This is a genomic window from Arthrobacter sp. SPT-J7, from assembly GCF_059089965.1.
Genome location: NZ_JBNHFF010000002.1, coordinates 515424 through 539501 on the forward strand (window position 1 = coordinate 515424; position 24078 = coordinate 539501).

At 66.8% G+C, this 24078-nt stretch carries 22 protein-coding genes, 1 tRNA gene and 1 pseudogene; 14 read left to right on the top strand and 10 right to left on the bottom strand.

The genetic code is table 11. The features are described from left to right. Positions 1-160: 160 nt before the first annotated feature. From rplK to AC5RWX_RS05310, 4 genes are all read right to left on the bottom strand, one after another. Complete coding sequence (gene rplK / locus AC5RWX_RS05295) at positions 161-592, bottom strand: 50S ribosomal protein L11 (RefSeq protein ID WP_493940565.1); 432 nt, start codon at positions 590-592, stop codon at positions 161-163. Between the two features lie 127 nt (positions 593-719). Next, positions 720-1601 carry a transcription termination/antitermination protein NusG gene (gene nusG, locus AC5RWX_RS05300; RefSeq protein ID WP_493940566.1) on the bottom strand — a complete coding sequence of 294 codons (882 nt, stop codon included), beginning with the start codon at positions 1599-1601 and terminating at the stop codon, positions 720-722. A 93-nt stretch (positions 1602-1694) separates the two neighbouring features. Next, positions 1695-1979, bottom strand: a complete 285-nt coding sequence (gene secE / locus AC5RWX_RS05305) for a preprotein translocase subunit SecE (protein WP_493940585.1) — start codon at positions 1977-1979, stop codon at positions 1695-1697. A 99-nt stretch (positions 1980-2078) separates the two neighbouring features. Next, positions 2079-2151 (bottom strand) — tRNA-Trp (locus AC5RWX_RS05310). A 377-nt stretch (positions 2152-2528) separates the two neighbouring features. Here AC5RWX_RS05310 and AC5RWX_RS05315 point away from each other — a divergent pair. Continuing rightward, positions 2529-3749 carry a pyridoxal phosphate-dependent aminotransferase gene (locus tag AC5RWX_RS05315; RefSeq protein WP_493940567.1) on the top strand — a complete coding sequence of 407 codons (1221 nt, stop codon included), beginning with the start codon at positions 2529-2531 and terminating at the stop codon, positions 3747-3749. Between the two features lie 88 nt (positions 3750-3837). Here AC5RWX_RS05315 and AC5RWX_RS05320 read toward each other — a convergent pair whose 3' ends face one another. From AC5RWX_RS05320 to AC5RWX_RS05330, 3 genes are all read right to left on the bottom strand, one after another. After that, positions 3838-4260 carry a putative endonuclease domain-containing protein gene (locus AC5RWX_RS05320; protein ID WP_493940568.1) on the bottom strand — a complete coding sequence of 141 codons (423 nt, stop codon included), beginning with the start codon at positions 4258-4260 and terminating at the stop codon, positions 3838-3840. 878 nt (positions 4261-5138) lie between these two features. Then, complete coding sequence (locus AC5RWX_RS05325; RefSeq protein ID WP_493940569.1) at positions 5139-5789, bottom strand: LuxR C-terminal-related transcriptional regulator; 651 nt, start codon at positions 5787-5789, stop codon at positions 5139-5141. Further along, the gene (locus AC5RWX_RS05330) at positions 5786-7150 is read right to left on the bottom strand and encodes an ATP-binding protein (protein ID WP_493940570.1); all 1365 of its coding nucleotides are present in this window, start codon (positions 7148-7150) and stop codon (positions 5786-5788) included. Before AC5RWX_RS05330 ends, AC5RWX_RS05325 begins: the two co-directional genes overlap by 4 nt. A gap of 137 nt (positions 7151-7287) precedes the next feature. Here AC5RWX_RS05330 and AC5RWX_RS05335 point away from each other — a divergent pair, with 137 nt between their 5' ends. From AC5RWX_RS05335 to AC5RWX_RS05355, 5 genes are all read left to right on the top strand, one after another. After that, entirely contained in the window at positions 7288-9276 is a 1989-nt protein-coding gene (locus tag AC5RWX_RS05335) for a PspC domain-containing protein (protein WP_493940571.1), read from the top strand. Further along, the gene (locus AC5RWX_RS05340) at positions 9273-9491 is read left to right on the top strand and encodes a hypothetical protein (protein WP_493940572.1); all 219 of its coding nucleotides are present in this window, start codon (positions 9273-9275) and stop codon (positions 9489-9491) included. Before AC5RWX_RS05335 ends, AC5RWX_RS05340 begins: the two co-directional genes overlap by 4 nt. Before the next feature lie 105 nt (positions 9492-9596). Next, a complete protein-coding gene (locus tag AC5RWX_RS05345; protein ID WP_493940573.1) occupies positions 9597-9839 on the top strand; it encodes a PspC domain-containing protein in 243 nt (80 codons plus the stop codon). Positions 9840-10002: 163 nt separating this feature from the next. Continuing rightward, positions 10003-11031 carry a 6-phosphofructokinase gene (locus tag AC5RWX_RS05350; protein WP_493940574.1) on the top strand — a complete coding sequence of 343 codons (1029 nt, stop codon included), beginning with the start codon at positions 10003-10005 and terminating at the stop codon, positions 11029-11031. A gap of 21 nt (positions 11032-11052) precedes the next feature. Continuing rightward, the gene (locus AC5RWX_RS05355) at positions 11053-11754 is read left to right on the top strand and encodes a GNAT family N-acetyltransferase (RefSeq protein ID WP_493940575.1); all 702 of its coding nucleotides are present in this window, start codon (positions 11053-11055) and stop codon (positions 11752-11754) included. Positions 11755-11780: 26 nt separating this feature from the next. On the opposite strand, the gene ygfZ is transcribed toward AC5RWX_RS05355, so the two are convergent. The 3 genes from ygfZ to AC5RWX_RS05370 all read right to left on the bottom strand — a co-directional run bounded on the left by ygfZ (position 11781) and on the right by AC5RWX_RS05370 (position 14566). After that, entirely contained in the window at positions 11781-12863 is a 1083-nt protein-coding gene (ygfZ, locus tag AC5RWX_RS05360; RefSeq protein ID WP_493940576.1) for a CAF17-like 4Fe-4S cluster assembly/insertion protein YgfZ, read from the bottom strand. Positions 12864-12964: 101 nt separating this feature from the next. Then, the gene (locus AC5RWX_RS05365) at positions 12965-13567 is read right to left on the bottom strand and encodes a nitrobindin family protein (protein ID WP_493940577.1); all 603 of its coding nucleotides are present in this window, start codon (positions 13565-13567) and stop codon (positions 12965-12967) included. 255 nt (positions 13568-13822) lie between these two features. Further along, positions 13823-14566 carry a hypothetical protein gene (locus AC5RWX_RS05370; RefSeq protein ID WP_493956535.1) on the bottom strand — a complete coding sequence of 248 codons (744 nt, stop codon included), beginning with the start codon at positions 14564-14566 and terminating at the stop codon, positions 13823-13825. Between the two features lie 161 nt (positions 14567-14727). Between AC5RWX_RS05370 and AC5RWX_RS05375 the strand changes: the two genes are divergently transcribed. From AC5RWX_RS05375 to AC5RWX_RS05410, 8 genes and pseudogenes are all read left to right on the top strand, one after another. After that, a complete protein-coding gene (locus AC5RWX_RS05375) occupies positions 14728-15432 on the top strand; it encodes a winged helix-turn-helix transcriptional regulator (RefSeq protein WP_493940579.1) in 705 nt (234 codons plus the stop codon). Between the two features lie 76 nt (positions 15433-15508). Next, positions 15509-16489, top strand: coding sequence for a mycothiol synthase (mshD, locus tag AC5RWX_RS05380; protein WP_493940580.1), 981 nt, complete (start codon positions 15509-15511; stop codon positions 16487-16489). Between the two features lie 72 nt (positions 16490-16561). After that, a complete protein-coding gene (locus tag AC5RWX_RS05385) occupies positions 16562-18784 on the top strand; it encodes an RNA degradosome polyphosphate kinase (RefSeq protein WP_493940581.1) in 2223 nt (740 codons plus the stop codon). Then, positions 18784-19743, top strand: a complete 960-nt coding sequence (locus AC5RWX_RS05390) for an NUDIX hydrolase (RefSeq protein WP_493940582.1) — start codon at positions 18784-18786, stop codon at positions 19741-19743. The genes AC5RWX_RS05385 and AC5RWX_RS05390 overlap by 1 nt, the downstream gene beginning before the upstream one ends. Positions 19744-19912: 169 nt before the next feature. Continuing rightward, positions 19913-20674, top strand: a complete 762-nt coding sequence (locus tag AC5RWX_RS05395; protein ID WP_241915276.1) for a thymidylate synthase — start codon at positions 19913-19915, stop codon at positions 20672-20674. Beyond that, positions 20671-21438 carry a dihydrofolate reductase gene (locus AC5RWX_RS05400; protein ID WP_493940583.1) on the top strand — a complete coding sequence of 256 codons (768 nt, stop codon included), beginning with the start codon at positions 20671-20673 and terminating at the stop codon, positions 21436-21438. Before AC5RWX_RS05395 ends, AC5RWX_RS05400 begins: the two co-directional genes overlap by 4 nt. 225 nt (positions 21439-21663) lie before the next feature. After that, positions 21664-22809 carry an aspartate-semialdehyde dehydrogenase gene (asd, locus tag AC5RWX_RS05405; protein ID WP_493940584.1) on the top strand — a complete coding sequence of 382 codons (1146 nt, stop codon included), beginning with the start codon at positions 21664-21666 and terminating at the stop codon, positions 22807-22809. Between the two features lie 653 nt (positions 22810-23462). Continuing rightward, positions 23463-24078: pseudogene (locus AC5RWX_RS05410) on the top strand (hypothetical protein); the annotation flags it as partial.

Here is a 24078-nt window from a genome sequence, read left to right on the forward strand (position 1 = left end):
TTTTCTCCTTGTGCAGTTGTGGTCTGCGGACCGCGCGCGGCCCTGCCACAACGACGGCGGTGTTCCCACCTTTGGCGAGCCATGTCGCCGTCGTTTTGTGAATTGTCTTGGTGAAGGCCTTGCTGGACGTTTGTCCTGGCGGCCTCCGGGTTGAGGGTGTTTAGCCCTCCACCTCGATGCCCATGGAGCGGGCGGTGCCGGCGATGATCTTGGCAGCAGCCTTGATGTCGTTGGCGTTGAGGTCTTCCATCTTGGTGCTGGCGATCTCGTCGACCTGCGCCTGGGTCAGCTTGGCAACCTTGTTGGTGTGCGGGGTAGCCGAACCCTTCTGCACGCCTGCGGCCTTCTTGATCAGCTCGGCGGCCGGCGGGGTCTTGGTGATGAAGGTGAAGGAGCGGTCTTCGTAGACCGTGATTTCAACCGGGATCACGTTTCCGCGCTGGGATTCCGTGGCAGCGTTGTACGCCTTGCAGAATTCCATGATGTTGACACCGTGCTGACCAAGTGCCGGACCGATTGGCGGTGCCGGGTTGGCGGCGCCTGCCTGGATCTGCAGCTTGATGAGGCCGGTGACCTTTTTCTTGGGGGCCATATCGGGTCCTTCTCTCACATTACGTACCGCGGCACAGGAGCGTGCCTGCGGTGGTTGGCCGCCATGGCGTGGCGGCCGCCCGCGCGGGTCCGGACAAAGCGGGTCCGTATCCGCACGAAGTCTTTGGTTACTGGATCTTGGTGACCTGGCTGAACGAGAGCGTTACCGGGGTTTCGCGCTCGAAGATGGTCACCAGCACCACCAGCTGCTGGGATTCCGGCTTGATCTCGGAGATCGTTGCCGGCAGGGTTTCGAACGGCCCGTCGTTGACGGTAACCGACTCGCCGACCTCGAAGTTGACGGTGATCGGCGTGCTTGAGGCTGCGGCCTTGCCAGCTGCCTTGCCACCGGCTTCCGCCTTGGTGCCCGTGATGGTGTGCTCCAGCATGGAAGCAACCTCCTTCAGGCTCAGCGGCACCGGGTTGTGGGCGTTGCCCACGAAGCCGGTCACGCCCGGCGTGTGGCGGACGGCGCCCCAGGAGGCGTCGGTCAGGTCCATCCGGACCAGCACGTAGCCGGGAATGCGCACGCGCTTGACCAGCTTGCGCGTGGTGTTCTTGATTTCCACGACCTCTTCCATGGGGACCTGGATTTCGTAGATGAAATCCTCCATGTTCAAGGTCTGGATACGCGTTTCCAGGTTGACCTTCACGCGGTTTTCGTAGCCGGCGTAGGAGTGGATGACGTACCAGTCACCGGGCTGGCGGCGCAGCTTGGCGCGGAACGCTTCCAGCGCTTCCTCTTCGGTCTGCTCGACCTCTTCTGCTGCCTCTTCGGCAGCGGCGGCTTCTGTCATGCCTGCCTCGGCAGCGGCTTCGGCTGCCTCGTCGAGAACCGGAGCGTCCTCGGCGGCCTGGTCAAGCTCGCTGGCCAGATCGGTACCGGCAGTTTCTGCGTCTTCAACGCCAGAAGCCGACACCTCGTCGGTGTCGGTCTCGGTAACCTGCTCGTCTGCTTCCAGCTCCACGTTCTCTTCGGAGTTCTGGGCTTCGAGTTCCTGGTCGGACACTTGGCTTCCTGCTTTCTTCTTCAGCTCACTTGGCTCGCGCCGGCTTTCCGCCGTCGTCGTCATCCATCCGTACGGCTGCCGCATACGCGGGCGTTACTGTTCGGGTATGCCGTCTCCGAAGACGAAGAACGCGGCCTGGCCGAAAACCAGATCCAGCACCGTAACGAGCAGCATCATGATGGCCACGAAAGCGATCACCACCAGCGTGTAGTTCACCAGTTCCCTGCGGGTCGGCGTGACGACCTTTTTGAGTTCTGCGATGGTCTGGCGGACAAACAAAATGATCCGGGCGAAGAAACCGCGCTTGTCGGTCTTTCGTCCGGTGGGGCGTCCCTTAGGACTATTGGCAGCCGTATCGGTCAACCTGGCCTCACTCATTCTGTCCGGTGTCCGGCCCCGGACGGCCTCGGCCGGCCTGAACCACTGCTTCGTGCTGGGATGCTGAACTGCTGCAGTCATATCTGCGACGGTTCTGCGCAGGGCAGACAGGACTCGAACCTGCAACCTGCGGTTTTGGAGACCGCTGCGCTACCAATTGCGCCACTACCCTATGGAGCCGAATATCGCCTGATGGTCCCGCCTGGCGGGCATGGAACATCATGGCGTTTTCAACACCGGAGATCTAGTTTACGCCAGCGATGCGCCGACGTCGAACCGGACCCCGTTCGCCACCCGTAAAGGCGACTGATCCATTATGCAACATTTCCGGCTGCCCCTTGACCACCCGCAGGCCCCCGGGGGCTCCCCGCGGCTTCTGGTGGCTTCCGGAAGCTCCGGGCAGCGGCGGCTTACCGGGGGCACACGGAGGCTCCAGGGCAGCGAAGGCTGGCATCCTCCCGGCCGCGGCGCTTGGTCATACAGGACACGGCCGACGGCCTGCACCTAGACTATGGAGCAGTCCTACTCGCTACTGAAGACGGGAATCCCATGCCTGCCAACGCCCGCGTCTCCCGGCGCATCGCGTCCATCGCCGAATCCGCCACCCTCGCCGTCGACGCCAAGGCCAAGGCGCTGAAGGCAGCCGGACGCCCGGTGATCGGCTTCGGGGCGGGCGAGCCGGATTTCCCCACCCCCGAGTACATCGTGGAGGCCGCCATCGAAGCCGCCCGGCAGCCGCGTTTCCACCGGTACTCCCCCGCCGGCGGGCTGCCGGAACTGAAGCAAGCGATTGCAGAGAAGACGCTGCGCGACTCCGGCTACCAGGTGGACCCGTCCCAGGTGCTGGTGACCAACGGCGGCAAGCAGGCCGTCTACGAATCGTTCGCCACCTTGCTGGATCCGGGCGACGAAGTCCTGGTTCCCACACCGTTCTGGACCACCTACCCGGAGGCCATCCGGCTGGCCGGCGGCGTGCCGGTGGAAGTTTTCGCCGGACCGGAGCAGGGCTACCTGGTAACCATCGACCAACTCGAAGCGGCGCTGACCGAAAACACCAAGGTGCTGCTGTTTGTCTCCCCGTCGAACCCGACCGGCGCCGTCTACGCGCCGGAACAGGTGGCAGAGATCGGCCGCTGGGCTGCCGCCAAGGGCCTGTGGGTGATCACCGACGAGATCTACGAGCACCTCACTTACGACGGCATGCCGTTCACCTCCATCGCCACCGCCGCGCCGGAACTGGGCGACAAGGTGGTCATCCTGAACGGCGTCGCCAAGACCTACGCAATGACCGGCTGGCGCGTGGGCTGGATGATCGGCCCGAACGACGTGGTCAAGGCCGCCACCAACATGCAGTCGCACGCCACCTCCAACGTGGCGAATGTGTCCCAGATGGCCGCGCTGGCCGCCGTTTCCGGACCCCTGACCGCGGTAGACGAGATGAAGGTCGCCTTCGACCGGCGCCGCAAGGCGATGGTCGACGGCCTGAACGCCATCGACGGCGTGGAATGCCCGACGCCGAAGGGCGCGTTCTACGCCTACGCCGATGTCCGCGGGCTGCTGGGCAAGGAATTTTCGACGGCGGACGGCACCATCCGTCCGGCGACCTCCGCCGAGCTGGCCGCCCTGATCCTCGATCAGGTCGAGGTCGCCGTCGTTCCCGGCGAGGCGTTTGGGCCCTCCGGCTTCGTGCGTCTGTCCTACGCCCTCGGCGACGACGATCTCGCCACCGGTGTCGGCCGGCTGCAGGAGTTCCTGGCCACGGCCAAGTAGTCCTTTGGCGGTCAGGGGCTCCCGGTCCCGAGGCTGGGAGCCGTGCCGGGCAGCCCCCGACCGCCCAGCCTCTTGGTCCGGTGCTTCACTATCCCGCCCGTGCAACTCCCGCAGCACGGGAGGCGAAGTACCGGCCGACCGGCCGCAAGACGGACTCCGGATCATCGAGGATGTCCCTGGCAGGTAGTACTAACAGATCGCGGCCGAGCAACGTCAGTTCGTTCCAGCGGCGTCGGTCCTCGATGAATGACGCCTCGTCGGAGTGATAGGCCTTGCCGTCGATTTCCAGCAGCAAGCGGTCCTCAACTTCCAGATCGATCCTGCCGACACCTTCGATCCGTCGCTGACAAACCACGTTGTAGCCAGACGAACGCAGTACGTGGCGGGCAAGCGTTTCCGGAATTGACATGGATGCCAGGTCCAAGGCATCCATAACCTCGTCGGCCCGCTTGCTTCCCCGGCCACGACTGAGCCGGCGAACGTCCTCAACCGTTACCTTTCCTTGGACCACGGCAGACTCCACGACGACAAGCGCTTCTCGTTGTGGGAGGCAACTTAGGACCTGCCGGAGGCAAAGTTCCATCGGAACGACTGAGCCATGTGATTCCCGCGTCCGATGCACTCTGCCGAACCGCGGCTTGGCAACGGTGCGCGGAGCACTCAGATGGAGCCCGCGGTAAGGCGTGTGCACCCACAAGCCGTGAAACGCCGCAGCGCTGAAACATCCGACGGAGGCACCGATCGCTTTGGCTTGTGCGAATTCGGCGACCACATCGGGAACAGCGTAAAGACCAAAACGGATCCGGTGGACGGTCCCCGCGTCCACGGCTTCCTTTAATCTTCGCGCCGACACACCTGCGTCCAGCAGCCGGCCCCAACGTGCAATTCCGCCTTGCTCGCGCAGAGCCATCAGCGGATCCATGGCACTAGCCTGCTAGGCGGCGCGTCGTTGCGGCGGCACCCGCCGGAAAGTGTGGATAACTACTGGATCGACTGCTGGATCATCCGCTGGCTCAGTGCAGAGGGACGACGGCGCGCTGTGACATGTACGGGATACGCCACGTTGCTTGCCCAACAGACCGGCTCTTTCCGCATCTGCGGATCACATAGACGCTTTACCATGCAAGTGCGGCAGCGTTGTGCTGGCCGCCAGGGCAATCTGGCGTATAACGTACATGGCCCCGATGGGACGACTGGGAGCTCAGGGCGGAGCAGCAATGAGGGAGCACACGCTTAGCAGGCCCGAGGTCCGCGGACCCCACCGTGAGCGCTCCGGCGTGGAGCAGACCCACGGGTCGTTCGCCCCGTTAGGGCACGGCAGACGCGCGGCCTGCGGTAGACGCGCTCCCGCAGAGGCTCGCCCCGGCAGGAGCGCCCCGCCCAGCAGCCTTACAAGATCCGGCGGTCGACGGCCCAGCGGGTCAGCTCGTGCCGGGAGGAGAGCTGGAGCTTGCGGAGCACGGACGAGACGTGGGTTTCGACGGTCTTGATGGAAATGAACAGCTCCTTGGCCACTTCCTTGTACTGGTAGCCGCGGGCAATCAGCCGCATGACTTCCAGCTCGCGGGCGGAGAGCTTGTCCAGTTCGTCGTCGACGTTGGCCACCGCTGCCGTGCCGAAGGCGTCCAGCACGAATCCGGCCAGTCGCGGCGAGAAGGCAGCGTCTCCGCCGGCCACGCGCTGGACGGCGTCGGAAATCTCCGCCCCGGAGACGGTCTTGGTGACGTAACCACGGGCGCCGGCCCGGATAACCGTGACCACGTCTTCGGCTGAATCGGAAACGCTCAAGGCCAGGAACTTGGTCTCGCCGAGCAGGGCCGCGCAGCCCGCGACTACCTCGGCGCCGCCGCCGCCGCGACCGCCGGGCAAGTGCACGTCCAGCAGCACTACGGCGGGCCGCTGCTCATGGATGGCCGCAATCGCCTCCTCCACAGTCGCCGCCTCGGCGACAACCTCGATCCGCTCGTCCAGATCGGCCTTGAGGCCGGAGCGGAAGATGGCGTGGTCGTCCACAACGACCACGCGGATGGGTTCGGTCACGATGCGGTTCCTTCCTGAGGATGGTCCAAGCTGAGGTGTACTTCGGTGCCGCTGCCGGTGTTGCGGATTTGGGCCTGGCCGCCGTGGCGTTCCATCCGGCCAATCAACGATTCGCGCACGCCCATCCGGTCCGGGGGCACGGACGCCAGTTCGAACCCGGGACCGCGGTCGCGGACAAAGACTTCGCTGCGTCCCGGTGTGCACTCAACATAGACAGAGATGCCGCCGCCCGCATGTTTGGCCGCATTCTGCACCGCTTCCCGGGTGGCGTGCACGAGGACCTCATGCCGGTCGGTCATCTCGGCATCACCGACGGCCACCACTTCCACCGGATGCCCGTAAGCATCCTCGATTTCCGCGGCCACTGCCTTCACCCGGTCCACCAGCTTGCCTTCTTCCTGGCGCTTGTCCCGGTACAGCCATTCCCGCAGTTCGCGCTCCTGTGCGCGTGCCAATCGGGTGACGTCCTGCTCAGATCCGGCACGGTTCTGGATCAGCGCGAGCGTCTGGAGCACTGAATCATGCAGGTGCGCGGCGATTTCGGCCCGTTCGGTTTCCCGGATGCGGCCGGAACGTTCGGTCTCCAGATCGCGCCAGTACTTCAGCACCCACGGCGCCAGAACCAGCAGGACCCCTGCCAGCACGGCCAGCGAAGCAAACAACGTGGGCCACATGGCCTCCCAGGTGATCGACCCGGACACCATGGTGACGATGCCGGCTACCACCAGGACAAGTCCGGCCAGTAACCGCACGGCACCCTGCGCGCCGGTGGCACCCGCGCGGTCCATCAATCCACTGCGGCGGGAATCGTCCAGCTGCATCCAGGCGATCACCGCCCCGGCCGCAATGGCGAGGACGGGAAGCCACGTTCCCCACGGCAGGTTGATGCCGGCGAGCTGTGCGACGACGGCGCCGCCCGCCAGTACAAGGGCTGCGCCGATCAGAATTTCCTTGCCGCCGCGCTGCAGCAGCCGCGGCGCGCCGGCGCCTTCGGCGTTCCCCGCGGGTGGTCCGGGTTGCGGGAGCGGCCAGCCGTTGGGCCCCGCTTTGTTGCCGTCCCGGCCGGTGCTGTCCCGGTCGGTGCCGTTCCGGCCGGCGCCGGGTGCGCCGAATCCCCGGGCAAAGTTTTCCGCGATATCGCGCGGGTTGAAGGCGCGGTCGGCGGCCATGGCTTGATCGGCGGTGGTTGGCACCAGCAGCCAGAGCCAAACGTAGAGCAGCACCCCCGCACCGCCGGCGAGCGCCAGGGCCGCCATGCCCACCCGGACGATTCCAACCGAGACGTTCAGGTGCCGGGCCAGGCCCGCGCACACGCCCGCGATGATGCGGTCCTCGGTCGATCGGATGAGTGGTTCTCGCATGGGTTAATCCAAGCATGCGCCGCAGCCCCCGACCTACCATCGGGCGGGAATTCAGGGGAACCCCGGCCGGGCGGTCAGGGAAGGGTCAGGGTGGCACCCCATAGAGGAAGGGTGCCGCCAGTTGGAATGATCTAACTATGACCTCACACGCACCGACCCCGAATGACGGCACCGACCGTACAGGCGAACCGGACCAGCAGCCGGCCGCACCCGAAACCACTCCCGAACCCGCCCCGGCGTCCACATCCGGCGAGCCGGAGTTCGTCGAAGCAGGGGCCGCACAGCCGGCGACCACGGAAGCCGACACTGCCGAGTACAACGCTGCCGAGCCCGACGCTGCCGAGCCCGACGCCACCGAAGCAGACACTGCGGGGCCCGCCTCTGCTCCGGCTGCTGCTACGCACGCCGACGACGCTGCACGCTACGAGGACACTGAGCCTGTGGAGACACCGCGGCCCGACGACGCTTCCCGCGACGACCGTGGGACGAACCCCACCGAACCGCTTGCCTCGGAAACCTACCCCACCACGCCGATTGCCTCGGAAACCTACCCCACCACGCCGATTGGCCCCAGCCACACCGGAGGGCCGGCCGGCTCCGGCCACACCGGCGGATCGGGCTTTGACGGCGGCAACGGGGGCTTTCCGCCGCTTCCGCCGTCGGGCGCTGCCGGCGCTTTCCCTCCCCCGCCGCCCGGTGCGCCGGTTCCGCCGCCGAGCAACCCGTTTTTCAGCTGGTTTCGCAACCTTGGCATCCCCCGCGGGCAGGACCGCTGGATCGGCGGGGTCGCCTCAGGCATCGGGCACCGGATCGGGTTGGACCCGATCCTGGTCCGCGGGTTGTTCATCCTGCTGGCCGTCTTCGGCATCGGCGTGCTGCTGTATGGCATCGCGTGGGCGCTGCTGCCCGAGCCGGACGGCCGCATCCATGCCGAAGAAGCAGGACGCAGCAGCTGGACGGCCGGCATGACCGGCGCGGTCATCTTCACCGTGCTGGGCGTGTTCAGCCGGCCCTTCGGCTGGTTCACCAACGATTGGGGCTGGGGCTTCGGTGGCTTCGTCTGGGCGGCTATCTGGGTGGGTGCGGTGGCGTGCTTTGTCTACTGGCTTGCCACCCGCAACAGGGACGGTGCTCCCGCCGGTACAGCGCAGCACGGAACCGGGGCGTTTCCGCCCGCACCCTCTGCCTCCGGGCCAGGTACCTCCGCTTTCACCAGCGCAGCCGGCACCACCGCCTCGACCGCGTCGGCCCCGGGCAGCCACTCCGGCCCGTCCCACTCCCCCGGCTCCAGCTTCGGTTCGGGCTCCAGCTACGGTTCGACGCCGGCCGCCGGCACCGGATACGGCGCCGGCACCGGATATGGCCACGGAACCGCGGGCGGGTACCAGGGCCCACCACGGCCGACGTACCCGCAGCCGCGCCCGTACCCGCAGCCTGCACCGTTGCCGCCGAAGCGCGCACCCCGAGGCCCCTCGGGCGCAGCCATCGCGCTGACCTTGGGCGCCGCCATGCTGGCCGCCGGCACCGTGCTGGGACTGAACGCACTGGAATTCGTTGAGCTAGGCCTGAACGTTGTCCCCGTCGCGATTGCCTCCGCGCTGATCGTGATCGGTATCGGCGTCGTCGTCACCGGTGCCATGGGCCGCACCTCCGGAATCCTCGGGTTCCTGGCCGCCGTAGGACTGGTGCTGTCGCTGGTTTTCTCCGCCGGAATGCAGTGGACCGCGTCCAACTTCGCCATTGCCTCCAACCGCACTTGGACCTCGACCGCGGCCCCGGCCGCTGGCGACGGCTACAGCGTGGTGGCCGGCAATGGCACCGTGGACCTGCGCGGTCTGGCCGGCTCGAGCGTCGGCGGCCCCGCCGTCGTCCCGGTCAACGCCGTCGCCGCGTCCGTCACCGTCATCATTCCTGACGACGTGCCGGTCAAGGTCGAAACACAGATGGCGCTGGGCAACGTCGAATACGCCACCCCCGCGGACAGCGGACGGCAGTCCGGCGTCTGGCAGCCCGGAACCTACATCATCAACGACGACGGCGGCGCGCCGCAGATCTTCCTGTCCGTCAGGGGCGCGGTCAGTAGCGTCGACATCCTGACCGTTAGCGAACTGGAGCAGAACCGATGAGCACTGAACTGAATCACGACGACGACCGCCGGCCCCGCGTGGGCACCATCATCTGGGGACTGATCGCCGTGGCCGTCGGCTTGCTGGTGCTGGCCGGATCCTGGTGGAACATCAGCTTCAACTGGGCCTACGTGATGATTGCCCTGCTGATCGGCTCCGGCCTCGCCCTGGTGGTGGCCGGCGTGCTGAGCGCCACCCGCAACCGCGGCAGGTAGCCCAGGCCTGCGGCTACCCCAGGCTGCCGCTTCCGGCCGCTGGCCGGCGGCCGGCCCAAAGGCAGCCGCCGTGACAACAGCTCCCAAACACGAAAGCATGGTTCCATGGAAACTTTTTACCGAGTGCTCCGCTCCAGCCCCATCCGCCGCGGCCCCGACCGCTGGGTAGCCGGCATTTGCGCCGGGATCGCTGCAAAGTTCGGCTGGGACGTGACCTGGGTGCGAATCGCCACGCTGCTGGTCTTCCTGTTCCCCGGCATCGGCATCGGCACCTACCTGGTGCTCTGGCTCTTGCTGCCGAAATACGATGGCAGCATCGCGCTGGAGAACCTGCTGCGCAGGTTCTGATTTGGCCGGGCAGTGGCAGCCACGCACCGGGAGCCTCCGCGGAAGCGGGGGCTCCCGGGCGTTAAGCACTGCTCCTTGTGACTGTGGAGAGGTTCCTACGTAGAATCGAGGCGGGCTCAATGGGGTGCTCGCAGACCGGCAAAGGCACCGAGAAGGAGTACCCATGAGAATTGGCATCATGACCAGCGGCGGCGATTGTCCCGGCCTGAACGCGGTGATCCGCGGCATTGTGCTCAAGGGGATCACCGTTCACGGCCATGAGTTCATCGGCTTCCGCGACGGGTGGCGCGGCGTGGTGGAGGGCGACTACATGGAGTTGCCGCGGCACCAGGTGCGCGGTATTTCCAAGCAGGGCGGCACGATCCTGGGCACGTCGCGCACCAACCCCTATGACGGCCCCAACGGCGGCCCGGAAAACATCCAGCGGACGTTGGACAAGCTGGGCGTCGATGCGGTGATCGTGATCGGCGGCGAGGGCACTTTGGCCGGTGCCAAGCGGCTCACCGACGCCGGGCTGAAGATTGTCGGCGTGCCCAAGACCATCGACAACGATTTGGAAGCCACCGACTACACCTTCGGGTTCGACACAGCCGTACAGATCGCCACGGAGGCGATCGACCGGCTGCGCACCACGGGGGAATCACACCACCGCTGCATGATCGCAGAGGTGATGGGCCGAAACGTCGGCTGGATCGCGCTGCACGCGGGCATGGCCACCGGCGCGCATGCCATTCTGATTCCGGAGCAGGGCGTCACCATGGACCAGGTCTCCGAGTGGGTGCTGCACGCGCAGAAACGCGGCCGGGCCCCGTTGGTCGTAGTGGCAGAAGGCTGGGTTCCGGACGGCGAGCTGGGCCCGCACGCCGAGCGCGGACTGGACCGCTTCGGCCGGCCCCGGCTGGGCGGCATCGGCGAACGGCTGGCCCCGGAGCTTGAGGCGCGCACCGGCATCGAAACCCGGGCCACTACCCTCGGTCACATCCAGCGCGGCGGGGTTCCCTCCGGCTACGACCGCGTGCTGGCCACCCGCTTGGGCATGGCGGCGGTGGATTCTGTGGTGGAGGAACGCTGGGGCACCATGGTGGCGCTGCAAGGCACGGACATCGCGCACGTGGGTTTCGAGGCCGCACTGAACAACTTAAAAACGGTTCCGCAGCACCGTTACGACGAGGCAAGGGTTCTCTTCGGCTGAGCCTTCAGTAATCTGGCCGGTATGCGATTGGACGCAGGAACAGCCGACATTGTGCTGCTGGCGTGGGCACGTTTGCTGGGATTTGCCGACGACGCCTTCGCCTCCGGCGCGGGCCGGCTGACCAGGATCAACAACGACGCCGGTGCGCTCACCTTCGTGCGCCTGTTCGACAAATCCGCGCTGGTCGGGCCGGAATGGGCGGTTGAAGCGGCCGCCACCTATTCGGACGACGAGCTGACCGAGTACCAGACGCTGATGCAGCTGAGCCGGGAGCATGGCGGCCACGGATTGGGCAAAGCGGTGTTGTCGTACGCCGACGATCTGCCGGTAGTGCAGCCCGAACGGGAGGTCACCGTGTCCACCGCGGGCAGCGACGTCGCCCGGCTGGAGGGCATGTGCCCGCCGGATGACAACCACGAAGTGGAGTTGGCCGGGATGGACAAGTCCTTCGTGCTGCTTGACGGGAGCACGCCGATGGCTGGCGCCGGTTACAAGGAGTGGCAGCAGATCCTGGCCAACGTGAGTGTGCTGACGGCGCCCGCCTACCGGCGCCGCGGCGCGGGTGCGTTGATCGCGGCGATCGCCGGCCACGAGGCGCTCTCCTCCGGGCTCATCCCGCAGTGGCGCTCGCATGAGGCGAACGAGGCCTCCCGGGCGCTGGCCGCGAGCTTGGGCTTCTGGGACGCCGGCACACAGACATCGGTGGTCCTGCCGAAGGGTTAAGACCCGAAAAGCGAAGACTCAGATAATCAGCGCGGCGCGCGCAGGAACCCGGTCTGCCGGCCGACCACCTGTCCGGCGTCGGTGGTGACAATAACTTCCTGCGCGGCGTCATAGCTCTCGCCGTCGTCCACCACGGTCAGCTGGGCCTGCGGATCGGTCGAGCGCTTCACCACGGCCAAGGCAATCGGCCCCATTTCATAGTGCTGCGCCGCCGAGGTGATGGCGCCGACGCGCTTGTCGCCGAGCAGCACGTCGCTGCCCGGGGCAGGCAGCGTGTGCTGCGAGCCGTCCAGCTGCAGGAACACCAGCCGGCGCGGAGGGTGGCCCAGGTTGTGCACGCGGGCGATGGTTTCCTGGCCCTTGTAGCAGCCCTTGGCCAAGTGCACGGCAGTGCGGAGCAGGTCCAGCTCGTGTGGAATGGTCTTCTCGTCGGTCTCCGCGCCGAACCGCGGGCGCCAGGCCGCGATCCGCAGCGCCTCGGCCGCCCAGACACCGGCCAGCTGCAGGCCGGAGACGGCGGCTTCGAGGTCGGCGGCCGGCAGCAGATATTCGTACCAGGTCCGTTCCAGGCCGGGGTGCTGGGGTTCATCGATCCCGGTGTAGGCATAGCCGCCGGCGCCGATCTGCGGCCACGGGTCCTGCCAGACGGTCCTGCCGTCGAACGCCGGCACCGGCTCGACCGAGCCGACCACCGCCCAGTCGGCGGAAACATCGGCGACGTCCACGCGCATCATGAACTTCATTGACTCCAGCCACGCAGCCAACGGCGCGGCCTCGAAGGATTCGACGATCAGCCAGGTGCGTTCGCCGTCGTCCACAATGCGGGCATCGTATTCAATCCGGCCCTGCACGGTGAGCAGCAGCGCCTCGCTGGACTGGCCCGGCTGCAGGTTCAGCAACAGCTGCGAGGAGAGGGTATTCAGCCAGCTCAGCCGGTCCTCGCCGGCCACGGTGACCACGCCGCGGTGGGACAGGTCTACCACTGCTTCACCACGGGCCAGCGCACGCTGTTCGCGCAGTGGGTCGGAATAGTGGGCGGCAACGCCGGCGTCGGTCCCGGAGGCTTCGACGGCGCCGGGCTGCAGGAGCAAGGGGCTGCGGTAGGTCATATTGGCATCAACTCCTGACGGCGGTGCCGAATTCCCGAGGGGCCGCACCGCGGGCGGTGCCGTCCCTGCCAAGAGGGAGGCGCGGTGGCGTCCGGACTAATTTAGGGGCGCTTGCTGAGGATCGCCGAGGCGTGCGGGGCCAGCTCGTTGCCCTTGGCGGCGGCCACGTCCCAGCGCCAATACAGGTCATTGTTGACCAAGCCGAAGATCCGGGTGGCCGCGCTGTAGTCCTTGGACTGCGAACCGCGCATCACCATGTCCGTGCTCAGCTGCACGCGCGGGCCCTTGATCTGCCCGTAGTACAGCTCGGAGATCCCGCCGGGATGCACGATGGTGGCCGTGATGTCGAAGCCGCCGTCGGCGTTGCGCAGCTCTTCGACCTCGTCCGCTGACTTCAACGCCGGCACAATCTCCGCCGGGACCAAGCCCGGACCGACGTCGGCGTCGTTGAGTTTGCGGTCCAGCGCCCAGAAGCCGGTTTCCACCGACAACGGCCGCAACCGGTTGCCGTCCTCATCGGTGAGCCAGCTTTCGGCGGTGTACTGCAGGTAGGGCAGGCCGTTTTGCGAGAACGTGGCCCGCTGGACGAAGTGTTCGTCCTCCTCCTCGCCCGCACCCAGCCGGCCAGCGCCTTCCCAGGTGCCGAGCAGCCATGACAGCGGCACCAGTTCCGGGGTCAGCTCCGTGGGGAGTTCAATCGGCATGATGAAGCGACGGGCCGCTTACTTCTGGCCCTTGAAGAGGCGGACAACCACCAGCGAGGCGACAGCCGCGATGGACAGGCCGGCGAGAACCAGTAGGGAAAGGAAGGCGATTTCAAGACCGAGATACGACATGGCTCCATAGTAACGGCCCGGACGAAAGGATGCCTGCTTGCGACGTAACCACCCGCTGTGACCTCGATCAAACCCGCGTACATCACGTCACCCCGCGCCGCATGTTCCCGGGTCGCGCCCAGATCAGCGCAGCAGCATCCGTTCCAGGAAATAGACCAACGAACCGGCGGCCATGACCGGTGCCGCACCGGCCGCCAGCATCGCCGGCACACGGGTGGGGCCGCCATCGGCCAGGATCAGCCGCCTGAAGCACACCATGATGATGCCGACGACGGCGCCCACCACCGCTGCGGGAAGCATCGGCACGCTGGAGAACAGCGGGGCGGCCAGAGTCCCGGCCAACGTGGCCAGCACCACGCCCAGCGGCGCCACAATGCGGTCCGGCCAGGGCAGCAGGCAGGCGCCGATGGCCAGCAGCACGCTGATGCCCGTCACCAGCATCATGCCGGTGTTGGCGGTGTTGGCCGCCAGCCTTTCGGCCGCCACCCAGCCGGCGCCCAGCGAGGTCAGCACCAGGCCGGTGCTGGTGCCGAAGGTGGATTCGAGCCGGTGCGGCTGCCCGGTGCCGCGGATTAACTGGATCAGGAAGACGGCCATCACGCCGAGGGCAATCACCACCGCCGTCCACAGCAGCGGCATGCCGGCGGGCGCCACAGAGGCGAGCACCGCCGTCGCAATTCCTGCCAAGGAGATGACCACGGCCAAGGTCTTTTTGGCCGGCACATCCAGCAGCACCGGCCAGCTGACGCCGATCACCACAGCGGCAACACACACCACAGCAGTCAGCACGGGAAGGGACAAGTAGGAGGCACCGATGACAGCGCACAGTACGGCGGCCGCGGCTACGGCGACGATCCACGTTTTCACGCTAGTCATACTGCCCTATGACGCAGGGGCGGTGCGAGAACCCGCGGCTCCACGGGCTGCGGGCGCTATACTTGTGCCACCGTCCGGCAGGATTCCCCTGCTGAGTGAGGACCTTCCGGGCCCAGCCCGATGGTGTGCGCCGCAACCCCCTTGGAGGAACCATGCCGCACATTCTGCTGTTGACCAACAGCCCCGGCTCGTCGGTTGGCGTGCTGCCGGCCCTGGAGCTGCTGAACCACAAGGTCCACATCCTGCCGGCCGAACCCACGGCGCTGCTGGAAACCGATCCGGCCGACGTGGTCATGGTGGACGCCCGCAAGGACCTGGTCGGCGCGCGCTCGCTCACCCAGCTGCTGAAGGCGACCGGACTGGGCGCACCGCTGGTGCTGGTGCTCACCGAGGGCGGGATGGCCGCCGTCAGCGCCAATTGGCTGGCCGACGACGTGGTCCTGGACACCGCCGGCCCGGCCGAAGTAGAGGCGCGGCTGCGTCTGGTGATCGCCCGGGCGCACGCCGGCGACGAGCAAACCAGCACCGAGATCCACGCCTCCGGGGTGGTGGTCGACGAGGCCAGTTATACGGCGCGCGTGGGCGGGCAACCGCTGAACCTGACCTACAAGGAATTTGAACTGCTCAAGTACCTGGCCCAGCATCCCGGCCGGGTCTTCACCCGGGACCAGTTGCTGCATGAGGTCTGGGGGTACGACTACTACGGCGGCACCCGCACGGTGGACGTGCACGTGCGGCGCCTGCGCGCGAAGCTGGGCTCTGACCATGAGCAGTTGATCGGCACCGTCCGCAACGTCGGCTACCGCTTCACCCTGGTGCGCGCTGCGGAAGAAGCACCCGCCGACGTCACCGGCTGACCCAGCTTGGGGCGCTTTCGTCATGCGGCGGGCCGCGTTTCTCCGCCGTCGCTGCCTGCTCGGATAGTCTGTGCTCATGACTGCATCGGATTCCGACCTGTGGCCCGTGCTGACCATCAAGGGCGCCCCTGACACCGAGACCCTCGCGGACATCAAGGCGCTCGCCGCCGCTGCCGAAGAATCCGACGGGAACCCGCCGCTCTCCGAGCAGACCTGGGTGAACCTGCGCACCGCGGACTGGGCCGACCTGCTGGTGCTGGCCACCTACGCCGGCGAAGAGCGCTCCGATCCCGCCACCGCGAGCGCGCTGGCGGGCGTCGCCGTCGTCAGCCTGGCCACCGCTGCCGGCGCCGACAGCGTCCTGGAACTGGTGGTGCACCCGTCCTACCGCTGCGAAGGTGTGGGCCTGCGGTTGGCCGAAGCCGTGCAGCAGCACACCGAACTGCCCGACGTGAGGGCGTGGTCGCACGGCGGGCACGAGGCCGCGGGACGGCTCGCCGCGCGCTTCGGCTTCGCGCCGGTGCGCGAGCTGTGGCGGATGCGGCTGACCCATCCTGCGGGAATGCCCGACGCCGAACTGCCGGCCGGCGTCGTCATCCGCGCCTTCGTGCCCGGCCAGGATGAGGAAGCCTGGCTTGCCGCGAACGCCGCCGCCTTCGCCGACCATCCGGAACAAGGTGCCATGACCCTGTCCGATTTGCGGGCCCGGATGGCCGAGGACTGGTTCGATCCGGCAGGATTCCTGCTGGCCGTGCGCCAGGACAGCGGCGAGTTGCTTGGTTTTCACTGGACCAAAGTCCATCCGCGGACCGGCAGCCACCCGTCCATCGGCGAAGTGTACGTCGTCGGGGTGACGCCGCAGGCGCAGGGCACCGGGCTGGGCAAGGCGCTGACCATCGCCGGCATCAAGCACCTGCAGGACGCCGGCGAACAGGCGATCATGCTCTACGTGGACGCGGACAACGAGCCCGCGGTGGGGCTGTACCGCAAGCTCGGCTTCACCCGCTGGGATGCGGACGTGATGTATGCGCCACAGGCTCAGGCTGGCGCGGAATAGTCGCTAACCTTAGAGGTACCCGGGCGCCCCTGTGCGAGGCAGCCCGGCCCGCCGACGCAAGCAGGAGAAAGCATGGTCACCGAACCTGAAGCCGCAGCCATTCCCCGCTTAGGGTCTTCCGAAATGGTGCCTGCCCGCGCCACCCAGGACCGCATCGACATTCCGGAGTTCGCCCCCTCGCTGGCACCCGACGGGGACTTCACCCTGGAACGGTTCCTGGACCGGGAAATCAGCTGGCTGGACTTCAATGCACGCGTCCTCGAGTTGGCCGAGGATGAGGACCTCTACCTGCTGGAGCGGTTGAACTTCCTGTCCATCTTTGCCTCCAACCTCGACGAGTTCTTCATGGTCCGGGTGGCCGGCCTAAAGCGCCGGATCGCCACCGGCCTGGCCGTGCCTTCCGCCGCCGGGCTCTCCCCCAGCGAGCAACTGGAACAGATCAAAATCGCGGCGCACAAGCTGCAGCATCGGCACGCCCGGGTCTTTGCCGAGCAGATTAGGCCGGCCTTGGCCTACGAGCACATCCACATTGTGCGCTGGGATGAGCTGGACGAAGCCGCCCGCACCGAGCTGTCCGTGATGTTCCGGGAGCGGGTGTTCCCGATCCTGACCCCGCTGGCGGTGGATCCGGCCCATCCGTTCCCGTACATCTCCGGGCTCTCCTTGAACCTGGCCGTGATAGTGCGCAACCCGGTCAGCGAGAAGGAACTCTTTGCCCGGCTCAAGGTTCCGGACCAGCTGCCGCGGCTGATCTCGGTCGACGGACCCCGCGCCGGCTCGGTGCCCGGCCGCACCGCGCGGTTCATCCCGCTGGAAGACGTCATCGCCCAGCACCTGGACCTGCTCTTCCAGGGCATGGAAGTGCTGGAGCACCACACGTTCCGGGTCACCCGCAACGAGGACTTGGAAGTCGAAGAGGACGACGCCGAGAACCTGCTCCAGGCGCTGGAAAAGGAACTGCTGCGCCGCCGCTTCGGACCGCCCGTGCGGCTGGAAGTGGCCACGGACATCAACCCGAGCGTGCGCGAGCTGCTGGTGCGCGAACTCGGCGTCGAAGAATCCGAAGTGTACGCGCTGCCGGCGCCGCTGGACCTCCGCGGACTGGAAGCCATCTACGGGATTGACCGGCCGGACATGAAGTACCCCAAGCAGCTGGCCCACACCAGCCGCCACCTGAACGAGAGCGAAACCTCCAAGGCCGCGAACGTGTTTGCTGCCATGCGCCGGCGCGACATCCTGCTGCACCATCCCTACGACTCGTTCTCCACCTCGGTGCAGGCCTTTTTGGAGCAGGCAGCGGCAGACCCCAAGGTGCAGGCGATCAAGCAGACCCTGTACCGGACCTCGGGCGATTCACCGATCGTGGATGCGTTGATCGACGCCGCCGAAGCCGGCAAGCAGGTGCTGGCCTTGGTGGAGATCAAGGCCAGGTTCGACGAGCAGGCCAACATCGACTGGGCCCGGAAGCTGGAGCAGGCCGGCGTCCACGTGGTCTACGGCATCGTGGGCCTGAAGACCCACTGCAAGCTCTCGCTGGTGGTGCGCCAGGAGGGCGACGGGCTGCGGCGCTACTGCCACATCGGCACCGGCAATTACCATCCGCGCACCGCCCGGTACTACGAGGATCTGGGCCTGCTGACGGCTAATTACCAAGTGGGCGAAGACCTCTCCAAGCTGTTCAACCAGCTGTCCGGCTACGCTCCGAAGTCCACCTTCAAGCGGCTGCTGGTGGCGCCGCGGTCGGTACGGTCGGGACTGATCGACCGGATTGAAAAGGAAATTGCCAACAGCAGGGCCGGTCTGGCCGCCCGCGTGGCGATCAAGGTGAATTCGATGGTGGACGAGGCGATCATCGATTCGCTCTACCGTGCCTCGCAGGCCGGCGTGAAGGTGGATGTGATTGTCCGCGGCATTTGCGCCGTCCGCCCGGGCGTGCCGGGGCTCAGCGAGAACATCCGCGTCCGCTCCGTGCTGGGCAGGTTTTTGGAGCACTCCCGGGTGTTCGGCTTCGCCAACGGCGGCGACCCGGTCGTCTACATCGGCTCCGCGGACATGATGCACCGCAACCTGGACCGCCGGGTGGAGGCCCTGGTGCAGCTGAACTCGCGTGAGGACATTTACGATCTGCTCGCCCTGTTGGACCGGTACATGGACCCCGGCACCGCCAGTTGGCACCTGGACAGCGACGGCTACTGGACCCGTCACCACAAGGATGACGACGGCAACCCGCTCTCGGATATCCAGTCCTGGCTGCTCGCCTCCCGGTCCCGCCAGCGCACCCTGACCCGCCGCTGATGACGCAGAACAAGACCGACGACGCCGGCGCTCCCCCGGGCGTCAAAGTCACTGCTGCGGGGGCTCTGTGTTGGCGCGTCCGCCAGGGGCGGCTTGAAGTGCTGCTGATCCACCGGCCACGCTACGACGACTGGTCCTGGCCTAAGGGCAAATTGGACAGCGGCGAAACCACTCCAGAGTGCGCCGTCCGCGAGGTCGACGAGGAAATAGGCGTGCAGATCCGGCTGGGCATTCCGTTACCCACGATCTACTACCGGGTGAACAGCGGGCTCAAGCAGGTGCTGTACTGGGCGGCCAAGTTGGACAAGCAGGAACCCGTTCCCGATGGCAGCGAAGTTGACCGCGTGCTCTGGTGCCAGCCGGCCAAGGCGCGCGAACTGCTGACCAACCCCTCCGACGTCGAACCACTGGACGCACTGGAGGCCGCACACCAGCGGGGCGAGCTCGACACCTACCCGTTCGTCGTCGTCCGCCATGCCAAGGCCAAACCGCGCTCAGCGTGGTCCCAGGCCGAGGGCGAGCGTCCGCTGGTGGCCACCGGGCGGCGGCAGGCGCTGGCCGTGTGCCGGATGCTGTCCGCTTGGAGACCGAAGCGAATTGTTTCCAGCCCCTGGCTGCGCTGCGTGCAGACCGTCACCCCGTACGTGTTGCACACCCAGACCAAGCTGCGGACCGTTGAGGCCATCACCGAACACAACAATGAGCGGAACCCGAAGAAGGCCCGGGCCGCGCTGTTCCAGTTGCTGGAGAAGGGCAAGCCGACCGCCGTCTGCACCCACCGGCCCGTGCTGCCGAACCTGTTCAAAGTACTGGCCGACCGGATGGACCCCCTGCTCGCCGCGAAACTGCCCACCGAGGACCCCTACCTGCGGCCCGGTGCAGTGCTGGTCTGCCACATCTCCAGAAAGCAGAACGGAAAGATCGTTGCCATGGAGATCCTCGACGCCTACGACGACTAGCCGCACCTGATGGCTGCCCCAACAACCCTGAGGCGCCCCAGCCCTGAGCCGCCGCACTGGAGGCGCCGCAAGGCTTGATGCCCGCCGGCAGTCGCCAAAGCACCCCTCAACTACACTGGACGCTGTGAACGCGATTCCCACCCCGTATGAAGACCTGCTGCGCGACGTGATGGCCAACGGCACGGCCAAATCGGACCGCACCGGCACCGGCACGCGCAGCGTCTTCGGCCGCCAGATCCGCTATGACCTGGCCCAGGGCTTCCCGCTGATCACCACCAAGCGTGTACATTTCAAGTCCGTGGCGCTGGAGCTGCTCTGGTTCCTGCGCGGTGACTCCAACGCAAAATGGCTGCAGGAACGCGGCGTCAAAATCTGGAATGAATGGGCCGACGCCGACGGCGAGCTCGGTCCGGTCTACGGGGTGCAGTGGCGCTCCTGGCCGACGCCCGACGGCGGGCACATCGACCAGATCGCCAACCTGGTCGAAGACCTGAAGAACAATCCCGACTCGCGCCGACACATCGTCTCGGCGTGGAATGTGGCGGAGATCAAGAACATGGCGCTGCCGCCGTGCCACGCGTTCTTCCAGTTCTACGTGGCGGACGGCAAGCTCTCCTGCCAGCTGTACCAGCGCAGCGCGGACATGTTCCTGGGCGTGCCGTTCAACATCGCCTCCTACGCACTGCTCACCCTGATGCTGGCGCAGCAGGTGGGCCTGGAGCCTGGCGAATTCATTTGGACCGGCGGTGACGTGCACGTCTACGACGACCACGTGGACCAGGTCCGCGAGCAGCTTTCGCGCGAACCCTACCCGTACCCCACGCTCAACATCCTGCGAAAGCCGGAGAGCATTTTCGACTACTCGCTGGAGGACTTCGACGTGGCGAACTATCAGCATCACCCGGCCATCAAGGCACCGGTGGCCGTATGAGCGCCGACAACATCCCCGGTCTCGCTGACGCGAGCCCGGCTGACGCGGGCGCCGTTGCAGGTGCCGCTGACGGCGCAGCCATCGTCGTCTCCGCCGGCGCAGCCGACGCCACCGCCTCCGGCTCGACCTACGCCGTCGACCGCCCGCGCCCCTATCCAGACAGCGTCGCCGAGGCAGTGTCCGCCGCAGCCGTCACCGGCGACGGGCAGCCGCAACGGCTGGCGGCACCGGTGGTCGGCATGATCTGGGCGCAGACCACCAACGGCGTGATCGGCCGCGACGGCGGCATGCCCTGGCACCTGCCCGAGGACCTGGCGCACTTCAAGCGGACCACCCTCAACCATCCCGTGGTGATGGGCCGCAAGACCTGGGAGTCCTTCCCGGACAAATACCGGCCGCTGCCGGGACGCACCAACATTGTGATCAGCCGCCGGCCGGAAATGCGCGACCAGCTTGTTGCCGAGGGTGCGGTGGTGGTCGAATCCGTGGAGGAGGCGATGGCCGCGGCCGCAGCCAGTCCGGGCAGCGACGAAATCTGGATCCTTGGCGGCGGCGAGATCTTCAACCTCACCACACAGCATTCCAACGCGGCGTCGGTCACTGTTATTGACACTGAGACCGACGGCGACACTTACGCCCCGCAACTGGGCCCGGAATGGAAGTTCGACGGCGTCTCCCCCACCGAAGGCTGGAGCACCGCGGCCAACGGCACCCGCTACCGCATCTCGCTCTGGGTCCGCGGGGAGGACAGCAGCACGCAGTAGCACCACGCGGAGATTCTGGTCGGCCTAGGGGTGCATGCGGACGGTCAACCGCAGGGCGGCGGGGGGCCGTGCGTCAGCGCGACCGGACGGCACTCAGGCCGGGTCGAGGCATCCAACCCGAGCACCGCCGTCGTACGCGTACCCTTGATATGCCGCCGGAGTGATGCCGCCAGAGTCGCGTAACTCACCAGCACCCGAATTGACCCTGCCCGTAAACTAGGTGATATGACTTCCCCGGTAGCCAATTCCTCTGCACAGTCCGTCGGCCTGATCGGTTGGCGCGGCATGGTCGGTTCCGTCCTCATGCAGCGCATGCAGGATGAAGGCGACTTCGACCTGATCAACCCCGTCTTTTTCTCCACGTCGAACGCCGGCGGCGACGCCCCTGCGTTCGCTGAAGGCGCGGGCAAACTGCAGGACGCGTACGACATCGAGACGCTCGCCAAACTGCCGATTATCGTCACCGCGCAGGGCGGGGATTACACCTCCGAGGTCTACCCGAAGCTGCGCGACGCCGGCTGGGACGGACTCTGGATTGATGCCGCTTCCACGCTGCGGATGCAGGACAGCTCCATCATTGTGCTGGACCCGGTGAACCGTGACGTGATCGACGCCGGTCTGGCGCGCGGCGTCAAGGAATTCATCGGCGGCAACTGCACCGTGTCCTGCATGCTCATGGGTTTGGGCGGGCTGTTCAAGAACGGCCTGGTGGAGTGGGGAACCTCCATGACCTACCAGGCAGCCTCCGGCGGCGGCGCCCGGCACATGCGCGAACTGCTGAACCAGTTCGGTTCGCTCAACGCTGCCGTGACCGCCGAACTGGCCGACCCTGCCTCTGCCATTCTGGAAATCGACCGCAAGGTCCTGGCCCTGCAGCGCAATCCTGAGCTGGATTCCTCCCAGTTCGGCGTGCCGCTGGCCGGTTCCGTGATCCCGTGGATCGACAAGGATCTGGGCAACGGACAGTCCAAGGAAGAGTGGAAGGCGCCTGCCGAGACGAACAAGATCCTGGGCCTCAGTGATGACAAGCGCATCCCGTTCGACGGTCTGTGCGTGCGCATCGGCGCCATGCGATCCCACTCGCAGGCGCTCACCCTGAAACTCACCGAAGACCTCCCGGTGGCCGAAATCGAGCGCATCATCGACGCCGACAACGAGTGGTCCCGCGTGGTGCCGAACACCAAGGAAGCCACCATGGAGCAACTCACCCCGGTGGCGGCCAGCGGCACCCTTGAGATCCCGGTCGGCCGCATCCGCAAGCTGGAAATGGGCCCCGAGTACATCAGCGCCTTCACGGTCGGCGACCAGCTCCTGTGGGGCGCCGCGGAGCCGCTGCGCCGCATGCTGCGCATCGCCACCGGCAACCTGTAAGCCAGGCGCCCCTGTAGGGCAGCCGGCACAGCTGGTGAATCACGGCTTGTGGAGCCCGTCCCTTCGCGGGGCGGGCTCCTCTTGTTGAGTCCTCTTGTTGAGTCCTCGGCGAGGTCTTGGGCGAGGTCCTCGGTCCGCCGTCAGCCGCTTCCCAAGCGCGACGGCGGTCCATCGCCGACATCTCCGCTCCCACCTTCCCCTCTTGCTTGGACCATCGGCGGCCGTGAAAGCTCCCCCGCCGGCTTGCCTCCTCCTCGCAGGCCTGCTTCCTCTGATACCAACGCGTCTTGCCCTCCACAGGGTCCTCTCTCGGCCTCCACAGACGACACTTGCCCTCCATAGGCCGTCTCATCCCCTGCAGGGAGTCTCCTTCCCCACAGACGTGTCTTGTCCTGCACAAGTCGGAGCCTTCCCCGCTGGCGACACGTACCTTCCACAGGGCCGGCTCCGTCCCCCAGGGACGTCTCCTCCTCCACAAGGAGGCTCCTCTCTGCAGACGCGTCTTGCCTGCACAAGACCGACTCCAGCCCCGCAAGACGCCTTCCTCCCCGCACAGACGCGTCTTGTCCTCCACAGGACCGTCCCGGGCGGTGTTTGTGCACATACGTCGAACGCTCGTTCTAGTCCGAACTTGCGCTGCATAGCGTTGAAATATGGCAGCGGAACCCTGGGACGAGGCACAGGAGCCGGAAGAACACTCCGGCTCCTCCGCCGTGCCAGACGGTGCTGCCGCACCTAGTGACGCGGATGCAGCTCCGGACACTAGCGCTCGCTCCGACAGCGGCTCAAGCACAAGCGTCACTCCAGTGGAAGAAGCCGCCGTAGATGCTGGCGCCCATGCTGTCACACCGGAAGACAGTACTCCATCGGTTTCTGCTTGCCGGGAGTTGTGGGAGGAGGATTGGCGGGAGCTGGAGCCGGCGGAGCTGGCCGGGCTGCTCGCCGGCACCGACCCCGGCAGCCTCGATGACTGGTCCGTGCTCGAATACCTCAAGGCCGTGCGTAAGCACGAGGCATGGACCCAGTCCCGCCGCACCCGCGCCCTCCACCGGATGGCCGTGCTCCGGCCCGCCACCGGGACCGACGCCGGCGCACCGGACGGGATCAGCCGGCACGCCGCCCAGGAGCTCGCCCCCGTCCTCGCGGTGCCCGGCAAGCAGGCCGCCGCGGAACTGGCCGACGCGCACCAGATCGGCACCCACCTGCCCGCCACCCTCGCCGCCCTCGACGACGGCGCGATCGACCTGCCCCGCGCCGCCGCGATCGCCC